We start from the raw sequence: 15104 nt of genomic DNA, 5'->3' as shown, positions 1-15104 counted from the left end.
AGTTGATAGCATGGTTTTATGCACGATTTATTCGACCATAAGAGGAATAAGTGCATAAAATCATTGTTATTTGTAATCAAACCAGACACTACCAATACTCACATCAAAACTGATGTGATAGTATTAGCCATTATTGTTTATTGTCATTTATAAAAGATATGTTTAGTTTGCATCCACAACTTGCTCAAGATACTTTTTTTGTAGGCGATTTCCCGCTTTCAACATGTCGTTTAATGAATGATATGCAATTCCCGTGGCTGATTTTAATCCCTCGTGTGCCGGGAATCACAGAATTATATGAATTGAGCCAAGCTGATCAAGAGCAGTTTTTACGTGAATCAAGTTGGTTGTCTAGTCAGCTATCTAGAGTATTCCGTGCTGATAAAATGAATGTTGCAGCTCTAGGTAACATAGTGCCTCAGTTGCATTTCCATCATGTCGTGCGTTATCAAAATGATGTTGCATGGCCTAAGCCAGTTTGGGGCACACCTGCTGTTCCATACACAAATGATGTACTGGCTCACATGCGTCAAACCCTTATGCTTGCTTTACGTGGTCAAGGTGATATGCCTTTTGATTGGCGCATGGATTAAATCAATGCAATGCCACATTTATATGAATGTGGCTACATTGAGGTATGGAGGACAGGGTGCAATTAGAGAGGTTTATCGATAGAGAGCCTAAGCAGTTTGCATATTTTCATCGCTTGATGGGATATTCAATTCTGTCCTTAATTTTAGTGATCTATGCTTTTACCTCACCTAATACAAATTATCAGATCTACGTTCCACCTTTCTTCCTATTTTTGCTTTTTATTAGCTCAAAGTTAGAGCACTGGCTTCAATACCAATTTGATAAGAAAACACAAAAAAGTGTTTTTTTTGCAATTGATGCAATTGTTGTAGCAGTTACCTTAGCGGGTCTGCATCTTAATTTGGTGCCTACATTTATTGCACTTTTTGCATTATTTTATTCTGCAATTAATAGTCGTATTTCTTTCGCAGTCATTTGTTTGACTAGTTTGCTAGGCGCGATTATTTTTTATTTAAGTACTTTTTTCCTATTTGGTTTTTATACATATTTTGAACCTACTAGCCAAGAGTTAACTGTAATTACACTCTTAGGCTTGGTCATGTTTATTACCATTGGAAATTATTACCAACATCGTTGGGTTAAAAAAATTAGTCAGCAGCGTCAACACTACTATGATCAAATGACGCGCTATATTGCTTTTGCTAATCAGTTAAGCCGTTATGCGCCACTACAGTTGTGGCAGTCTATTATGCGCGGTGAAGCGGAAGCAAAAATTGAATATAAACGAAAAAAAATGACTGTGTTTTTTTCTGATATTCAGGGCTTTACAGAGTTATCAGAAACATTAATTCCTGATGATTTGGCATTTTTGCTTAATGATTATTTAAGCCATATGACGGAAATTGCGAAGCAGTATGAAGCTACTGTCGATAAATTTATGGGGGATGCCATCCTCATATTTTTTGGTGATCCGAATTCTCAGGGTGTAGAGCAAGATGCTAAAGCTTGTGTAGAAATGGCAATCGCTATGCGTCAGCAAATGAAATTGTTACGTGAACGATGGAAAAAAATGGGCTATTCAGCCTTACACATTCGTATGGGAATTAGTACTGGTTACTGCCACGTAGGAAATTATGGGGCAACGCATCGTATGGCTTACACCATTGTAGGTCGTGATGTGAATTTGGCAGCTCGTTTACAATATGCTGCTGAAATAGATGAAATCTTAATTTCGGATGATACCTATCAAATAATCAAAAGTGATTTTCTTTGTGCTCCCAAAACGCCAATTTACTTAAAAGGCATTCAAGGTGCAGTAAAGACATGGCAGGTGATGGAGAAGTACACGGGGAATAAGTCAGATCATCAACAATGGTTTGACTATGAGTATAAAGGCTTTCATTTAGTACTTAATTTAGAAGAAGTACAAAATTATGAATATCCAGAATTAGTAGAAGTACTCGAGAAAATGGTTCAACGACTTAAAGTTCAACAAACTTTAATTAATACTCAAGGCATTGCACGGTTAAGGCTTGAAGATGAAGTTAAGCCAGTTGAAATTGATCAACAAGATCAAGTTTAAAAACGTGAAGTAAAAAAAAGCTGCTTTAAAAGCAGCTTTTTTATTTTAATGATTTTCGGAAGCGTGATTGATTGTATATTTAGGAATCTCAATTTCTAAATCTTCATCAACAATCTTCACTTGGCAAGAGAGACGAGAATCTGGTTCAAGACCCCAAGCCCGATCTAAAAGATCTGCTTCAACGTCATCCATTTCTTCTAGACTGTCAAAGCCCTTGCGAACGACTACATGACAAGTTGTACAAGCACACGACATGTCACAAGCGTGTTCAATTTTAATTCCTCGATCAAGCAAACTTTGACAAAGATTTGCATTTTGTTCGACTTCAAATTCTGCGCCTTCAGGGCAGATCTGAGCATGAGGAAGTACTTTAATACGGGGCATATTGATCACCTATACCTTTAGTTTGAATTTGACCAATCTTCAAGTTTTGTACCTTTTAAGGCGTGGTCAATATGTCGATTCATACGTAGTGCGGCAAAAGCATCACTATGTACTTTAAGTTGTTCTACAGCTTTTTCAATCGCTTGAATATCATTGCCTTCAAGTTGTACTTTTAGCAAATTTTCAGCAGTTTTAAGTGCTTCAAGCTGCTCATCATTGAGTAAATCAGCATCAACTTTGAGAGCTTGCTCTAAAGCTTCAAGTTCGCGTTGTGCTTCAACTTTGGTTTCTTTTAAATGACGCAGATTTTTATCTTCTTCTGCGTGCTGGAAACCTTCAATTAATAAGCGTTCAGTATCAGATTCTGATAGGCCGTAAGATGGCTTAATATCAATTTGGGCCTGTACACCTGAAGTTGTTTCACGAGCAGAAACTGTAAGTAAACCATCAGCATCTACCTGAAAGGTAACTTCAATCCTTGCTTGACCAGCAGTCATTGGAGGAATGCCGTGAAGGACAAATCTTCCTAGTGAACGACAATGCTCTACCAAATCTCGTTCACCTTGAACCACATGAATAAGCATGGCAGTTTGGCCATCTTGATAAGTTGTGAATTCTTGACGACGAGCGACTGGAATAGCGGTATTACGTGAAATAAGACGTTCTACTAATCCACCCATGGTTTCTAAGCCAAGTGAAAGAGGAGTGACATCTAAAAGTAATGAGCCATCTTGGCTATTACCAATAAGCTGGTTAGCCGTGATAGAAGCACCAATTGCAACTACTTCATCAGGATTGATCGTACAAAGTGGTTCTTGATTAAATACATTGCGAACTGCTTGCTGAACAGCATAAGAACGGGTAGAGCCACCAACTAAAACAACATTCTGAATATCAGTTAACTCAAGTTTCGCATCACGTAAAACGCGTTTACAAACACTGATTGTTTTATCTAATGCAACCTGAATAATGCTTTCAAAAGTTGGACGATCAAGTGTTAGTACGTTTTCAAGTAGTTTTAACTGAACTGATTCTTGTGTAGATAGTTGTTCTTTTGCTTGACGAGCAGCAACAATAAATACTGCATAAGTTTCATCGTTAAGAGTATCGATATTGAGCTGCTTTTTAGCCCATTTAACAATGAGACGATCTAAGTCATCACCGCCTAAAGCAGTGTGGCCACCTGTAGCTAATACTTCAAAGACACCTTGTGAGAAACGCAAGATTGATACGTCGAAAGTACCACCACCTAAATCATAAATTACATAGTTATGATCTGTAGCTAAATTAGTTTCTTGGTCTAAACCATAAGCGACAGCAGCAGCAGTTGGCTCGTTTAATAAACGTAATACATTTAAGCCAGCAAGCTGGGCAGCATCACGTGTTGCTTGTCGCTGAGCTTCATCAAAATAGGCTGGAACAGTAATTACTGCGCCATTTATTGGATTTTGTAAGCTGGCTTCAGCACGGTCTTTTAATTGCTTTAAAATTTCAGCAGAAATTTCAACAGGGGTTTTACGACCAGCACGTGTTTCAAAAGCTGGCATTTCATTTTCAGAACCCACTAACTCATATGGGTGTTGAAATTTAATATCTGCTTTTGAGCGACCCATAAAACGTTTTACAGAAACAATTGTATTTTTAGGATCGGCAATAAGGAAAGGCTTTGCTTCTTCACCATAGTGAGTTGCATCATTTCCATAGTGCACAATAGAAGGAAGGAGTCTTCTTTCTTTTTCGTCATTGAGTACTTTAGGTTTGCCTGATAACACTGTCGCAACTAAAGAATGTGTTGTTCCTAGGTCGATACCAATCGCAATGCGGTGTTGATGTGGGGCACTGGATTGACCCGGTTCAGCAATTTGCAAAAGTGCCATGAGTTAAATCCCTTGAATATAATTTGGAAAAAGCAAAATTAAAAATCATCGTCTAAATCAAAGTTGTCTTCGTCATCCAACATTTGATCTTCTGCTTTTTCAATGTCGTTAAGAACGCGCTGAAAGAAACGTAATTTACGTACAGTATCTCGAGCTTCACCCCAGTCCTCATCTGCGTAATCAATTTTAAATTCGCGAACTAGGCCATCCATCCATTGAAACACTTCTTGTTTAAGTGTGGTCAGATGCTCTTGTGAAGTTGCTTCATCAAGTTGTTCACGAATTTCTAAAGCTGATTGTAAGAACTCAAAATCGCTAATGGATTGATCGAGGTGGTGATCTTGCTTTTTGAGTGCTAACAGATAAGCAGCGCGGCTATCTACTTGCGACAAAGTTTTAAAAGCTTGATTGATTTCACTTGATTTGATCAACGCCTGATCTTTATCTTCAGCTTTATCTGGATGATACTGCTGCTGCAAATTCAAGAAACTAGATTTTAAGCTCGCCAAATCGATATCGAGTGCTACGGGTAAATTGAACAACTCAAAATGATTCATTGGAAATGAGGTCCACATTAATTAAATACATTAAAACAGTGCTATAAAAAGACACTGTTTTAATGAGAGATGAAAGGAGAAAGCCTAGACAGTGAAAGATTCACCACAGCCACATTCACCTTTTTTGTTAGGATTGTTAAATTCGAACCCTTCATTAAGGCCATTTTTAACGTAGTCCATTTCTAAGCCTTCTAAATACACTGAGCTTTTTGGATCTACAAATACCTTAACGCCAAATTGTTCGAAAACTTGGTCATGTTCATCAATAGAGTCTACAAACTCAAGGACATAGGCCAATCCAGAACAACCAGAAGTTTTCACACCCACGCGAATGCCTTCACCCTTACCTCGATTTTTAAGGTAATTGCTAATATGAGTCGCAGCATTTTCAGTTAAATGAATCATGAAAACTCCAACGTTTACAATGGTAACAAATTACGCTTTAGATTTTTTAGTGCGGTAATCTTCAATCGCAGCTTTAATCGCATCTTCAGCTAGTACAGAACAGTGAACTTTTACTGGTGGAAGTGCAAGCTCAGTCGCAATATCAATATTCTTGATGGTTTGAGCTTCATCAAGAGTCTTACCTTTTAACCATTCGGTTACAAGAGAACTTGATGCGATTGCAGAACCACAACCATAAGTTTTAAAACGTGCTTCTTCGATTACACCGTTATCGTTTACTTGGATTTGTAAACGCATTACGTCACCACATGCAGGTGCACCGACCATACCTGTACCAACATTTTCAGAGTTTTTATCTAAAACACCAACATTACGAGGGTTTTCGTAATGATCAATTACCTTTTCGCTATAAGCCATGTCGCTTCTCCAAACCTCGGGGTCAGCCTAATATTAATATGAGGGTAAAAATACTAATTTCAATGAATTAGTGTTCAGCCCATTCAACTGTAGAAAGATCGATACCTTCTTTATACATATCCCAAAGCGGAGAAAGTTCACGTAATTTCTCAACAGCGGCTTTGGTAATTGTAAGCACATGATCAATGTCTTCTTCAGTTGTGTATTTACCAAAACTGAAGCGGATAGAGCTGTGCGCTAGCTCATCAGATAAACCTAATGCGCGAAGAACATATGAAGGCTCTAAAGTTGCAGAAGTACAAGCAGAACCACTTGATACAGCAGCATCTTTAAGTGCCATCATTAAAGATTCACCTTCAACAAAGTTAAAGCTGACGTTTAAATAGTTAGCAACGTTTTGAGTTGGATGGCCGTTTAAGAAAACCTGTTCAAGGCCTTGTAAACCATTCCAAAGTTTGTCACGTAGTTTACGAATGCGTTCTTGTTCTGCATGCAGTCTTTTGCCAGCAAGTTCAAAAGCTTCACCCATACCAACAATTTGGTGAGTTGCTAAAGTACCAGAGCGCATACCGCGTTCATGACCACCGCCATGAATTTGTGCTTTTAAACGAACACGTGGGCTACGACGTACATATAATGCACCGATACCTTTTGGACCATAAATTTTATGAGCTGAGAAACTCATAAGATCAATTTTCATGGTAGATAAATCAATATCAACTTTACCAGCAGCTTGAGCAGCATCTACATGGAAGAACGTTTTATTGGCACGTGTTAATTCACCAATTGCTGCTACATCTGTAACTGAACCGATTTCGTTGTTTACCATCATAAGAGAAACAAGGACAGTATCAGGACGAAGTGCAGCTTTTACCATTTCAGGGGTAATTAAACCTGTTTGTGGTTCTGGTTCTAAATAAGTAATTTCAAAACCTTGTTCTTCTAATTCACGACAAGGATCTAGAACAGCTTTGTGTTCAATTTTACTTGTAATAATGTGTTTGCCTTTAGAAGCATAGAATTGAGCTACGCCTTTAAGTGCAAGGTTGTCTGATTCGGTAGCACCAGAAGTCCAAACGATTTCACGTGGATCGGCTTTAATTAAATTTGCGACTTGCTCACGCGCATATTCAACTTTTTCTTCTGCCTGCCAGCCATAAGCATGGGAACGAGATGCAGCATTACCAAAGGTACCGTCGAAAGTTAAACACTCCATCATACGTTCTGCAACTTGCGGATCTACTGGAGTGGTTGCTGCGTAATCAAGATAAATTGGACGTTTCATATCAAATACCTGTACCCGATAAAAGAGCTGAATCTGTGCCAGTCACATTTTGGCGCAATGCAACAGTTTGAACGTTGTCTCGGCTAATGAGGTCGGCAAGAGAGATTTTTGCTAAATAGTCGGCAATATGATGAGAGAGTTCTTGCCATAAATCGTGAGTAAGACACATTGCACCATTTTGGCAGTTAGCTTTGTGGTCGCAACGTGTTGCATCAACGGTTTCATTTACGGCTTCAATAATTTCTAACACAGTAATTTCATCAGCGTTTCGAGCCAAATGATAACCACCATTTGCACCACGGACACTAGAAACTAACCCATGACGCTTAAGTTTAGCGAATAACTGTTCTAAATAAGCAACTGAAATAGATTGACGAGCGGCAATTTCGGCGAGCGTGATCGTTTGTTCAGTTGGCTGCAAAGCTAAATCAAGTAGAGCAGTCACTGCGTAGCGACCGCGAGTTGTAAGGCGCATGATTCGATACACATGTTAAGACTAGATAATAGGATTTTATGAATCCCGACTAAAATAGTCAAGTTTTTTTATTTTTAATTCAAGTGCAGGAACAAAATGGAAAAATAATTTAAGCAACCCACAAATTATATATGAAAAAAACAATAAATATCAGGCTAATTATACCAAAGCCTAAGTTAATGTTGCGTTGACGTTGTTGTAAGCGAGTAATTCGATTTTGATATTGTTTGATTTCCACATGAAGTGAATTGATTTCTGAACGTTGTTGATCAATTTTTTCAAGCAATGGAGCAATGCGTTTACGTGAAGCAAGGGTTTCAGCTTCATCATCTGGTGTGTTAAACCATTGCTTCCAGTCGGCTAAAAGTTTAGGTAAAGTAAGATGAGAAATTAAATCTAATAACTCTTTTTTCGTTTCTTCATCACCATCAATACGCATGTTCTTAAGACTACGCTGGTTTGAAAAAGCGAAAATCTTAATCAAATCGATAAGCGTACTATTGATTTCAAGATCAATACGTCGGTCAAAAGAGTGGATATCGAACAATAAACCTTTTTCTGTAAATTGAACATAAAAGTCAAAAAAAGGAAGGTAGCTATTGATACGAATAGTTGTTTTGTTTGAAATAAACTTTTTCGCTTGCAAGCGAAGAACACCATCGTGGGTGAGAATAAATGAAAAGAAAGTTTCTAAAATAATTAGAACAATATTCAGCAACAGACGGGGATGTTTTTGTCTTTGTTGCGTTTCACTCATAAAAGTTTATCCTTACAAATAGCAGTTAACCGAAGAATGGGACATCCTATCCCAAACTTTAATAAATGTCCTGTTAAATATATTTACACGACTTAATTGTTTTGTAGAACAGTTTTGTAAATGGATCAAGTCTTTACTTTGATATTATAGAAATATTTTGTGGTCAAATCAGTCATCATCTCTCTCATCTGATTAGGAGCTTAGATCAATGGATAATGCAAATATAGATACCCCGACAGAAGAGTCAGAAGAAAAAAACAAATTAAAATCAAGAAGTTCAAGAAAGTCGGCTTTGGATTTTAGAAAGTATACCAAGCAAATTTGGTTAGCAGGGCTAGGGGCTTTTTCACGCGCAGAAGAAGAAGGTAATAAGCTATTTGACTCTTTGGTCAAGGTAGGTGAAGAACTGGAATCTAAAACAGTAGACTTAGCAGACACTACTGTTGGTAAGGTCACAGAAAAAGCAAAAGAATCTGTATCTGAAACAAAAGATAAAGTAGAAAAAATTCTTGATACCAGTGTTAACCACTCTTTAAACCGGATTGGATTGGTGACTCCGAAGGATTTACAGCACATTGAACAGCTCTTGGTACAGCTTCATATTAAGGTGGATGCTTTAATAGAAGAAAACCAGCAGTTGAAAGAAAAATTGAATAAAAAGTAAAAAATGTTGGGATTTAGCAAATATATAACAGTTTTTTAGCATTTATTTTCGCTAAAAGCCCTGCTCTAGTATTGCGTTTTCCCCCAAAGCATTGCTATAAAGGCGTCATGGCCTTTTAAACTATAGCCTTGGACCTTAAACAAACGATATTAAGAGGATGTTTTATTCATGAATAAATCAGAATTAATCGATGCAATTGCTGAAAAAGGGGGAGTATCTAAGACTGATGCAGGCAAGGCACTCGATGCGACAATTGCGTCAATTACTGAAGCACTTAAAAAAGGTGACACAGTAACTTTAGTTGGTTTTGGTACTTTCAGTGTTAAAGAACGTGCTGCACGTACTGGTCGTAACCCTAAAACTGGTGAAGAGCTTCAAATTAAAGCAACAAAAGTACCTAGCTTCAAAGCTGGTAAAGGTCTTAAAGATTCAGTAGCTTAATCTTTTAAGATGATTAAACGCGCCAATATAGGCGCGTTTTTTATTAAAAATCTGAATTGACCAATATTGCTCATTCATTGATTGTGGTTTTTCAGTTAAAATTCGCCTCGAAATAAAATATTGGAATACTTATGGAATCGTTTCGTACAGTCATTAAGGGTTGGCTCGGCAAAGTCCTTCTAATTTTGTTTTTGACCCCTTTAGCACTTGTAGGTATTGAAGGATATTTTAATAGGGGAAACAAGGCTGATGTTGCAAAGACAGTAAATGGCCAAGAAATATCTAAAAAAGACCTTGAAACTTTAACTCAGTCTTACAAAGAACAATATTTAGCTGCCGTTAAAGGTGATGAGAGTTTACTTAATTGGCCTGTTATTCAGGCTAAGGCACTCGATATTTTAGTGTCGCGTAATTTACTAATTCAACAAGCTGAAAAACTAGGTATTTCACTGAGTGATACTCAAATTGAGCAGATGTTAGCTCAGCAGCCTAGTTTGCAAGAGAATGGACAATTCTCGCAAAAACTCTATGAAAATTATTTACGTTCTATTGGTATGACAAGTCAGGGCTTAATATCTAACCTTCGTCAAGACCATGCTTTAAAAATGCTAACTTCAACTTTTTCTGATTACTCTTTAGTAAGTAAAGTTGATTTAATGCAAATTGCGAATTTGCAAACTGAACAACGTACATTACATTTGGCTAGTATTAAATTAGATGGTTATAAAACCGGTTTAACTGCTTCTAATCAAGAAGCTACAAATTATTACAACAAACACCAAAATGAGTTTAAACAACAAGCTTCTGTTGACGTGGATTATGTTGTTGTGTCTCCATCACTGATGGCTAAACCAGCTCCTGCAACTGAAGCTGAACTTCAGCAAGCATATAGCAAGTTCGTTGAAACTCAGAAAAAAGATGCTAAACGGACTGTGAAGCATATTTTAATTACTACAGATGCTCGTGATGATGCAGCAGCTCAAAAACTTGCTAAAGAAGTTTATGCGAAAATTCAAGGCGGTCTTACATTTGCACAAGCTGCATCTCAGTTCTCTGAAGATCCAAGTTCGAAAGCAAAAGGCGGTTTAGTTGAAGCATATGCACCAGGTGTTTTTTCCGATGCGTTTGATAAAACTGTAGTGAGCTTAAAAAATGGACAAATTTCTCAACCAGTAAAAACTCAATATGGTTATCATATTATTGAGGCAGAAACTCAAGCTAATCAAATCCCTTCATTCGAAGCAGAGAAGGCGCGTTTAACTGCTGAAGTTGAAAAGAATAAAGTTGCGACTGTTTATTCAGATACCGTAAATGGTTTAAATGAAACGATTGTTGGTAATGATTCTTTAGAAGCTGTTGTGCAAGAAGTAAAAGGTACAAAAGTTGAATCATTAAATGGCGTAACTTTAGCTACACAAAATCCATATTTAAGTGATCCAAACGTTAAAATTAAATTGTTTAATGATGACGTGAAAAATGGTGACCGTAATACATCATCTAATATTCAATTAGCGAATGGTGATACGGTATGGGTTAAAGTACGTGATTATCATGCTGCTGGTGTAAAACCTTTAGCACAAGCGATGAATGAAGCGAAAGCAAAAGTTATCGATGAAAAAGCGCGTAAAGCTGTTCAAGCAAAAATTGCTACAATGTTGGCTGAATTTAAAACTCAACCAGCAGATCAAGTTGTTGCTAAAAATAAAGTAGCATTTGAATCGGCTGGCGTATTTAGTCGTTCACAAGGATTAAAGCGTGAAATTGAGCGCGCAGCATTTAGTGCAGCTACACCTAAGCCAGGTATGTGGTCTGTTTCAACAGCAAATTTACCAAATGAGCTGGTTGTTGTTGCAGTTTCAAATGTAAATTCATCTGCTGCGAATGCTATTCCTGCTGATCAGTTACAGCAGTTAAAGCAACTTTATCGTCAATCGCGTGGTCAACAAATATTAGAAGATTACAGTCAATATTTAAAATCACATGCGAAAATTAAATAATAATTTGATTCAATAAAAAAAGCGCCGAGGCGCTTTTTTTATTGGTAGTTAATCTAAGCTATGTCCAATATATTGCTGTCTATATTGTTTAGGAGATAAATCAAAAATTCGTTTAAATGCCTGACTAAATGCTGTTTCAGATGAGTAGCCGACCTTATTTGATATTTGTTGAATTGATAAGTTGCTTGTGCGTAAATACTGACTTGCTAAACGGAAACGATAATGCTGTAAGTAAGTTAGAGGCGGTTCACCAATAATACTGCTAAATAAGTTTGCAAATTTAGAACGTGACATACAGCATTGTTCAGCTAAAGATTCAACTGTCCATGTGACTTCAGGTTGGCTATGAATAGCAGATAGTGCATTGCTCAGTTCAGGATGAGTTAAGGCACTTAACCAGTTTTGTTGATCTGTCATTTGTTGAATATGATCACGAATGCATTCAATGAGCAAAATACTGACTAAATGATCAATAATTTTGTCATGACCTGGCCTGATTTTTTGAGTTTCGATTGCTAGAAAATAGAGTCCAATTTGTAGCCATTCAGGTGGGTTGGTTTGATTTTCATGCTGAATATGCATGATCGATGGCAGTGCATTAATGAGTGGCCCAGCCATATGAGTATCGATTTGGCAGCGTAAACATAGCAATAATGTATTATCCGGAGATGAAGTACCAAACTCGATTGCATCTTGTCTGTGACCGTTAAAAAGTGAAGTGATATCCAGAGAATCTACCAACTTACTCGCTGTTGATTTTGAGTCAGTCGCACTATGTGCTTTCCCCGAAGGAATTAAAATAATATCACCAGCAGTTGCAGTTATTTTTTCTGAAGCGTTAAGTTGAATATATACTGAACCAGTTAAAACAATATAAGCAAGTAAAGCAGATTGATCTTGTGTTTTAAAAGCCCATTCTCCTTGAGCTTTTAAATAGATGTATTCAGACTTATTAAGGTGAATATCATCAAAAAATTTACTTAGTGCATCCATATTTAAATGATCAATCATTATTTTAATAAAATTATAGTGAGCTATAAGAATAGATCAACATGTGTTTTTAGGACAAAAAAGTGGAAGAAAATGCCAAAGACTTTAACATAGGTTTTTTGGACGGTTACTACTGTTAACTAAACACTATTTCTTTAACTATATAGACATATAGAAAAAGGAAATATAGCTATGAATGCACCAGTAAATGTTCAGCAAGAACTTATGCCAGTGCCTGCGTCTATGCGTGAAATAGATCGCAAACGCTTTTTATGGATGATTAGTCCTGCTTTACCTGCTATCGGTTTAGGTATTTTAGCAGGTTATCAGTTTGGTCCACGCCCTTTAAAGAAAGTCTTTGCTTTAGGTGGTCCACTTTTATTACATGTCGTGATTCCGGCAATTGATACTATTATTGGGAAAGATGCTCGCAATCCAACAGATGAAGAAATTAAGCTTTTAGAAAAAGATCCATACTATTCTCGTCTTGTGAAGAGCTTTATTCCTCTACAGTACGCTGCAAATGTTTATGCATGTTATTTAACAAGTCGTAAAACGACATCTTTTATTGATAAGATTTTACTTGGTATTTCAATGGGTGCAATCAATGGTATTGCGATTAATACAGCCCATGAGTTAAGTCATAAGCATGATCGTATAGACCATATTCTGTCTCATCTTGCTTTAGTGCCTACAGGTTATAACCATTTCCGTATTGAACATCCTTACGGTCATCATAAGCGTGCAGCAACACCAGAAGATCCTGCTTCATCACGTATGGGTGAAACATTCTATGAGTTCTGGCCACGTACAGTTATTGGTTCTTTTAAATCTGCAATAGAAATTGAAAAAAATCGTTTAAAACGTAAAGGTAAAGAATTCTGGTCTTCAGATAATGAATTATTACAAGGCTGGGGAATGACTGCTGCTTTTCATGGTTCTATGGTTGGAATTTTTGGTAAAGGTACAATTCCATATTTAGCGACTCAAGCTTTTTATGGTATTAGTCTTTTCGAAATTATTAACTATATTGAGCACTATGGTTTATTGCGTCAGAAAAAAGCTGATGGTAATTATGAGCGCACAATGCCTGAGCATAGCTGGAACAACAATAACGTAGTAACAAACTTATTCTTGTACCAGTTGCAGCGTCATTCAGACCATCATGCATATCCAACTCGTCCATTCCAAGCATTACGTCATTTTGATGAGGCACCAGAGCTACCAAGCGGCTACGCAAGTATGCTACTACCTGCATTAATCCCTTCATTGTGGTTTAAAATAATGGATAAGCGAGTTTTTGATCACTATAAAGGTGATTTAAACAAAGCGAATATTTCATCAAAGCGTCGTGCAAAAATCTTTAAGAAATTTGGTGTAGTTGATAAAACGTTAGATAGTACAACTACCCAATAAATAAAAATATTAATTCCTGAAATACGAAGCCCTCTAGTTTAATAGCTAGAGGGCTTTTTAAGTTTTGACATAAAGAGCTAATAAAAGAAGGGAAAAATTTCCCTTAATTATTATTTTAGTTCGCTAGAAGATTTACCAAGTTCTCGGCGGGCAATAATCAATTGCTGGATTTGTTGAGTGCCTTCAAAGATATCGAGAATTTTTGAATCGCGTGCCCATTTCTCAAGTAACTCATCTTCGTTATAGCCCATGCTTGCAGCCAGTTCGACACATTTTAAAGTAATCTCGTTACCCACACGGCCAGCTTTGGCTTTCGCAATAGAAGCCTCTTTAGAGTTTGGCTTTCTATTATCTGCCATCCAACAGGCTTTTAGCGTTAGCAAACGTGCAGCTTCCCATTCAGCTTCCATACGATAGATTTGAGCAGCAAGATTAGAAGCTTGTAAATACGGTGTTTTATAGTCAGCATCAAGTTGATCTTTAAAAATCTCTTTAATACGTTCTAAAGAGGCTTTCGCACAACCAACCGCCATCGCTGCAACCAATGGACGAGTGTTGTCAAAAGTTTCCATCACGCCTGCAAAACCTTTAGCCACATCAATTTCAGGATTACCTAGAAGGTTGGCAGCAGGAACACGACAGTCAATAAAACTGATCACGGCAGTATCTGATACTTTAATGCCCAATTTATATTCTAAGCGTTCAACTTTCATACCAGGTGTACCTTTAGGTACAACAAAAGATTTGATCGCAGCACGACCCAGTTTTTTATCTAAAGTCGCCCAAACGACAACAGAGTCAGCACGCTCACCACAAGTTACAAAGATTTTTTCGCCATTGATGACATATTCATCGCCATCTTTGGTTGCTGTGGTACGAATCGCTGCTGAGTCAGAACCACAACCTGGTTCTGTGATTGCCATTGCCGCCCAAGTGTTTTTGAAGCGCTCAAGCTGTTCGTCATTGGCAACAGCAGCAATTGCTGAGTTTCCAAGTCCTTGGCGTGGCATTGTTAACATCATGCCTGCATCGCCATAACACATTTCAATTACGCCAAGGGCAGTTGAAATGTTATTACCATTTTTATTGCCTGTTTCAACATCACCACGTTTTTTACCAACGGCAGCGCCTGCATTAATGCCTTCGCCACCTTCGTTCATACCATCAATGAGTGAAGCTAACATATCGAGCTCTTTTGGATAAGCATGCTCAGCTTTATCATATTTACGAGAAATAGGGCGTAAAACATTGATCGCAACATCATGTGCCTGATCAATCATCATTTTGAATTTTTTAGGATTTTGTAAGTTCATTGTATTATCC

16 protein-coding genes are annotated in these 15104 nt (G+C 37.3%); 6 read left to right on the top strand and 10 right to left on the bottom strand.

Translation table 11 applies throughout. The features are described from left to right. Nucleotides 1-158: 158 nt before the first annotated feature. Both AC07M3_RS02260 and AC07M3_RS02255 read left to right on the top strand, forming a co-directional pair. Nucleotides 159-593 carry an HIT domain-containing protein gene (locus AC07M3_RS02260; RefSeq protein ID WP_003651547.1) on the top strand — a complete coding sequence of 145 codons (435 nt, stop codon included), beginning with the start codon at nucleotides 159-161 and terminating at the stop codon, nucleotides 591-593. A gap of 56 nt (nucleotides 594-649) precedes the next feature. Next, nucleotides 650-2116: an adenylate/guanylate cyclase domain-containing protein gene (locus AC07M3_RS02255; RefSeq protein ID WP_004642669.1), complete on the top strand. Its 1467-nt coding sequence runs from the start codon at nucleotides 650-652 to the stop codon at nucleotides 2114-2116. 45 nt (nucleotides 2117-2161) lie between these two features. On the opposite strand, the gene fdx is transcribed toward AC07M3_RS02255, so the two are convergent. The 8 genes from fdx to AC07M3_RS02215 form a co-directional block, all read right to left on the bottom strand. Further along, nucleotides 2162-2500, bottom strand: a complete 339-nt coding sequence (gene fdx / locus AC07M3_RS02250; protein WP_003651552.1) for an ISC system 2Fe-2S type ferredoxin — start codon at nucleotides 2498-2500, stop codon at nucleotides 2162-2164. 17 nt (nucleotides 2501-2517) lie between these two features. Continuing rightward, the gene (gene hscA, locus AC07M3_RS02245) at nucleotides 2518-4377 is read right to left on the bottom strand and encodes a Fe-S protein assembly chaperone HscA (RefSeq protein ID WP_005041014.1); all 1860 of its coding nucleotides are present in this window, start codon (nucleotides 4375-4377) and stop codon (nucleotides 2518-2520) included. Nucleotides 4378-4415: 38 nt separating this feature from the next. After that, complete coding sequence (gene hscB / locus AC07M3_RS02240) at nucleotides 4416-4934, bottom strand: Fe-S protein assembly co-chaperone HscB (RefSeq protein WP_307009975.1); 519 nt, start codon at nucleotides 4932-4934, stop codon at nucleotides 4416-4418. A gap of 84 nt (nucleotides 4935-5018) precedes the next feature. Beyond that, nucleotides 5019-5339, bottom strand: coding sequence for an iron-sulfur cluster assembly protein IscA (gene iscA / locus AC07M3_RS02235; RefSeq protein ID WP_003651558.1), 321 nt, complete (start codon nucleotides 5337-5339; stop codon nucleotides 5019-5021). A 30-nt stretch (nucleotides 5340-5369) separates the two neighbouring features. Beyond that, complete coding sequence (gene iscU, locus AC07M3_RS02230) at nucleotides 5370-5756, bottom strand: Fe-S cluster assembly scaffold IscU (protein ID WP_003651560.1); 387 nt, start codon at nucleotides 5754-5756, stop codon at nucleotides 5370-5372. Between the two features lie 67 nt (nucleotides 5757-5823). Next, complete coding sequence (locus AC07M3_RS02225; RefSeq protein ID WP_307009973.1) at nucleotides 5824-7041, bottom strand: IscS subfamily cysteine desulfurase; 1218 nt, start codon at nucleotides 7039-7041, stop codon at nucleotides 5824-5826. A 1-nt stretch (nucleotide 7042) separates the two neighbouring features. Further along, the gene (locus tag AC07M3_RS02220; protein WP_003651563.1) at nucleotides 7043-7516 is read right to left on the bottom strand and encodes an Rrf2 family transcriptional regulator; all 474 of its coding nucleotides are present in this window, start codon (nucleotides 7514-7516) and stop codon (nucleotides 7043-7045) included. 109 nt (nucleotides 7517-7625) lie between these two features. Beyond that, on the bottom strand, nucleotides 7626-8273 hold the full coding sequence (locus tag AC07M3_RS02215; RefSeq protein WP_005041007.1) for a hypothetical protein: 648 nt from the start codon (nucleotides 8271-8273) through the stop codon (nucleotides 7626-7628). Between the two features lie 208 nt (nucleotides 8274-8481). Between AC07M3_RS02215 and AC07M3_RS02210 the strand changes: the two genes are divergently transcribed. The 3 genes from AC07M3_RS02210 to AC07M3_RS02200 all read left to right on the top strand — a co-directional run bounded on the left by AC07M3_RS02210 (nucleotide 8482) and on the right by AC07M3_RS02200 (nucleotide 11375). Next, the gene (locus AC07M3_RS02210) at nucleotides 8482-8937 is read left to right on the top strand and encodes a phasin family protein (protein ID WP_307009970.1); all 456 of its coding nucleotides are present in this window, start codon (nucleotides 8482-8484) and stop codon (nucleotides 8935-8937) included. Nucleotides 8938-9105: 168 nt separating this feature from the next. Further along, a complete protein-coding gene (locus tag AC07M3_RS02205) occupies nucleotides 9106-9378 on the top strand; it encodes an HU family DNA-binding protein (RefSeq protein WP_001043034.1) in 273 nt (90 codons plus the stop codon). Between the two features lie 131 nt (nucleotides 9379-9509). Beyond that, entirely contained in the window at nucleotides 9510-11375 is a 1866-nt protein-coding gene (locus AC07M3_RS02200) for a SurA N-terminal domain-containing protein (protein ID WP_307009966.1), read from the top strand. A gap of 48 nt (nucleotides 11376-11423) precedes the next feature. Here AC07M3_RS02200 and AC07M3_RS02195 read toward each other — a convergent pair whose 3' ends face one another. Then, nucleotides 11424-12368, bottom strand: coding sequence for a cupin domain-containing protein (locus AC07M3_RS02195; protein WP_416201904.1), 945 nt, complete (start codon nucleotides 12366-12368; stop codon nucleotides 11424-11426). Between the two features lie 189 nt (nucleotides 12369-12557). Between AC07M3_RS02195 and AC07M3_RS02190 the strand changes: the two genes are divergently transcribed. Beyond that, on the top strand, nucleotides 12558-13781 hold the full coding sequence (locus tag AC07M3_RS02190; RefSeq protein WP_017390594.1) for an alkane 1-monooxygenase: 1224 nt from the start codon (nucleotides 12558-12560) through the stop codon (nucleotides 13779-13781). Nucleotides 13782-13891: 110 nt separating this feature from the next. Here AC07M3_RS02190 and AC07M3_RS02185 read toward each other — a convergent pair whose 3' ends face one another. Continuing rightward, nucleotides 13892-15094 carry an acyl-CoA dehydrogenase family protein gene (locus AC07M3_RS02185; RefSeq protein ID WP_056479709.1) on the bottom strand — a complete coding sequence of 401 codons (1203 nt, stop codon included), beginning with the start codon at nucleotides 15092-15094 and terminating at the stop codon, nucleotides 13892-13894. Nucleotides 15095-15104: the final 10 nt, after the last annotated feature.

Source organism: Acinetobacter sp. GW821-FHT09D10 (assembly GCF_059416285.1).
The sequence above is the reverse complement of the archived record's forward strand: the minus strand, read 5'-3'. Positions and strand labels throughout refer to the sequence as shown.

Excerpts from the sequence above, each read along its gene's own strand:
- AC07M3_RS02215 (WP_005041007.1), bottom strand. The coding sequence starts at position 8,273 with ATGAGTGAAACGCAACAAAGACAAAAACATCCCCGTCTGTTGCTGAAT.
- AC07M3_RS02200 (WP_307009966.1), top strand. The coding sequence starts at position 9,510 with ATGGAATCGTTTCGTACAGTCATTAAGGGTTGGCTCGGCAAAGTCCTT.
- AC07M3_RS02210 (WP_307009970.1), top strand. The coding sequence starts at position 8,482 with ATGGATAATGCAAATATAGATACCCCGACAGAAGAGTCAGAAGAAAAA.
- iscU (WP_003651560.1), bottom strand. The coding sequence starts at position 5,756 with ATGGCTTATAGCGAAAAGGTAATTGATCATTACGAAAACCCTCGTAAT.
- AC07M3_RS02205 (WP_001043034.1), top strand. The coding sequence starts at position 9,106 with ATGAATAAATCAGAATTAATCGATGCAATTGCTGAAAAAGGGGGAGTA.
- hscB (WP_307009975.1), bottom strand. The coding sequence starts at position 4,934 with ATGAATCATTTTGAGTTGTTCAATTTACCCGTAGCACTCGATATCGAT.
- AC07M3_RS02190 (WP_017390594.1), top strand. The coding sequence starts at position 12,558 with ATGAATGCACCAGTAAATGTTCAGCAAGAACTTATGCCAGTGCCTGCG.
- fdx (WP_003651552.1), bottom strand. The coding sequence starts at position 2,500 with ATGCCCCGTATTAAAGTACTTCCTCATGCTCAGATCTGCCCTGAAGGC.
- AC07M3_RS02260 (WP_003651547.1), top strand. The coding sequence starts at position 159 with ATGTTTAGTTTGCATCCACAACTTGCTCAAGATACTTTTTTTGTAGGC.
- AC07M3_RS02225 (WP_307009973.1), bottom strand. The coding sequence starts at position 7,041 with ATGAAACGTCCAATTTATCTTGATTACGCAGCAACCACTCCAGTAGAT.
- hscA (WP_005041014.1), bottom strand. The coding sequence starts at position 4,377 with ATGGCACTTTTGCAAATTGCTGAACCGGGTCAATCCAGTGCCCCACAT.
- AC07M3_RS02185 (WP_056479709.1), bottom strand. The coding sequence starts at position 15,094 with ATGAACTTACAAAATCCTAAAAAATTCAAAATGATGATTGATCAGGCA.
- AC07M3_RS02220 (WP_003651563.1), bottom strand. The coding sequence starts at position 7,516 with ATGCGCCTTACAACTCGCGGTCGCTACGCAGTGACTGCTCTACTTGAT.
- iscA (WP_003651558.1), bottom strand. The coding sequence starts at position 5,339 with ATGATTCATTTAACTGAAAATGCTGCGACTCATATTAGCAATTACCTT.
- AC07M3_RS02195 (WP_416201904.1), bottom strand. The coding sequence starts at position 12,368 with ATGGATGCACTAAGTAAATTTTTTGATGATATTCACCTTAATAAGTCT.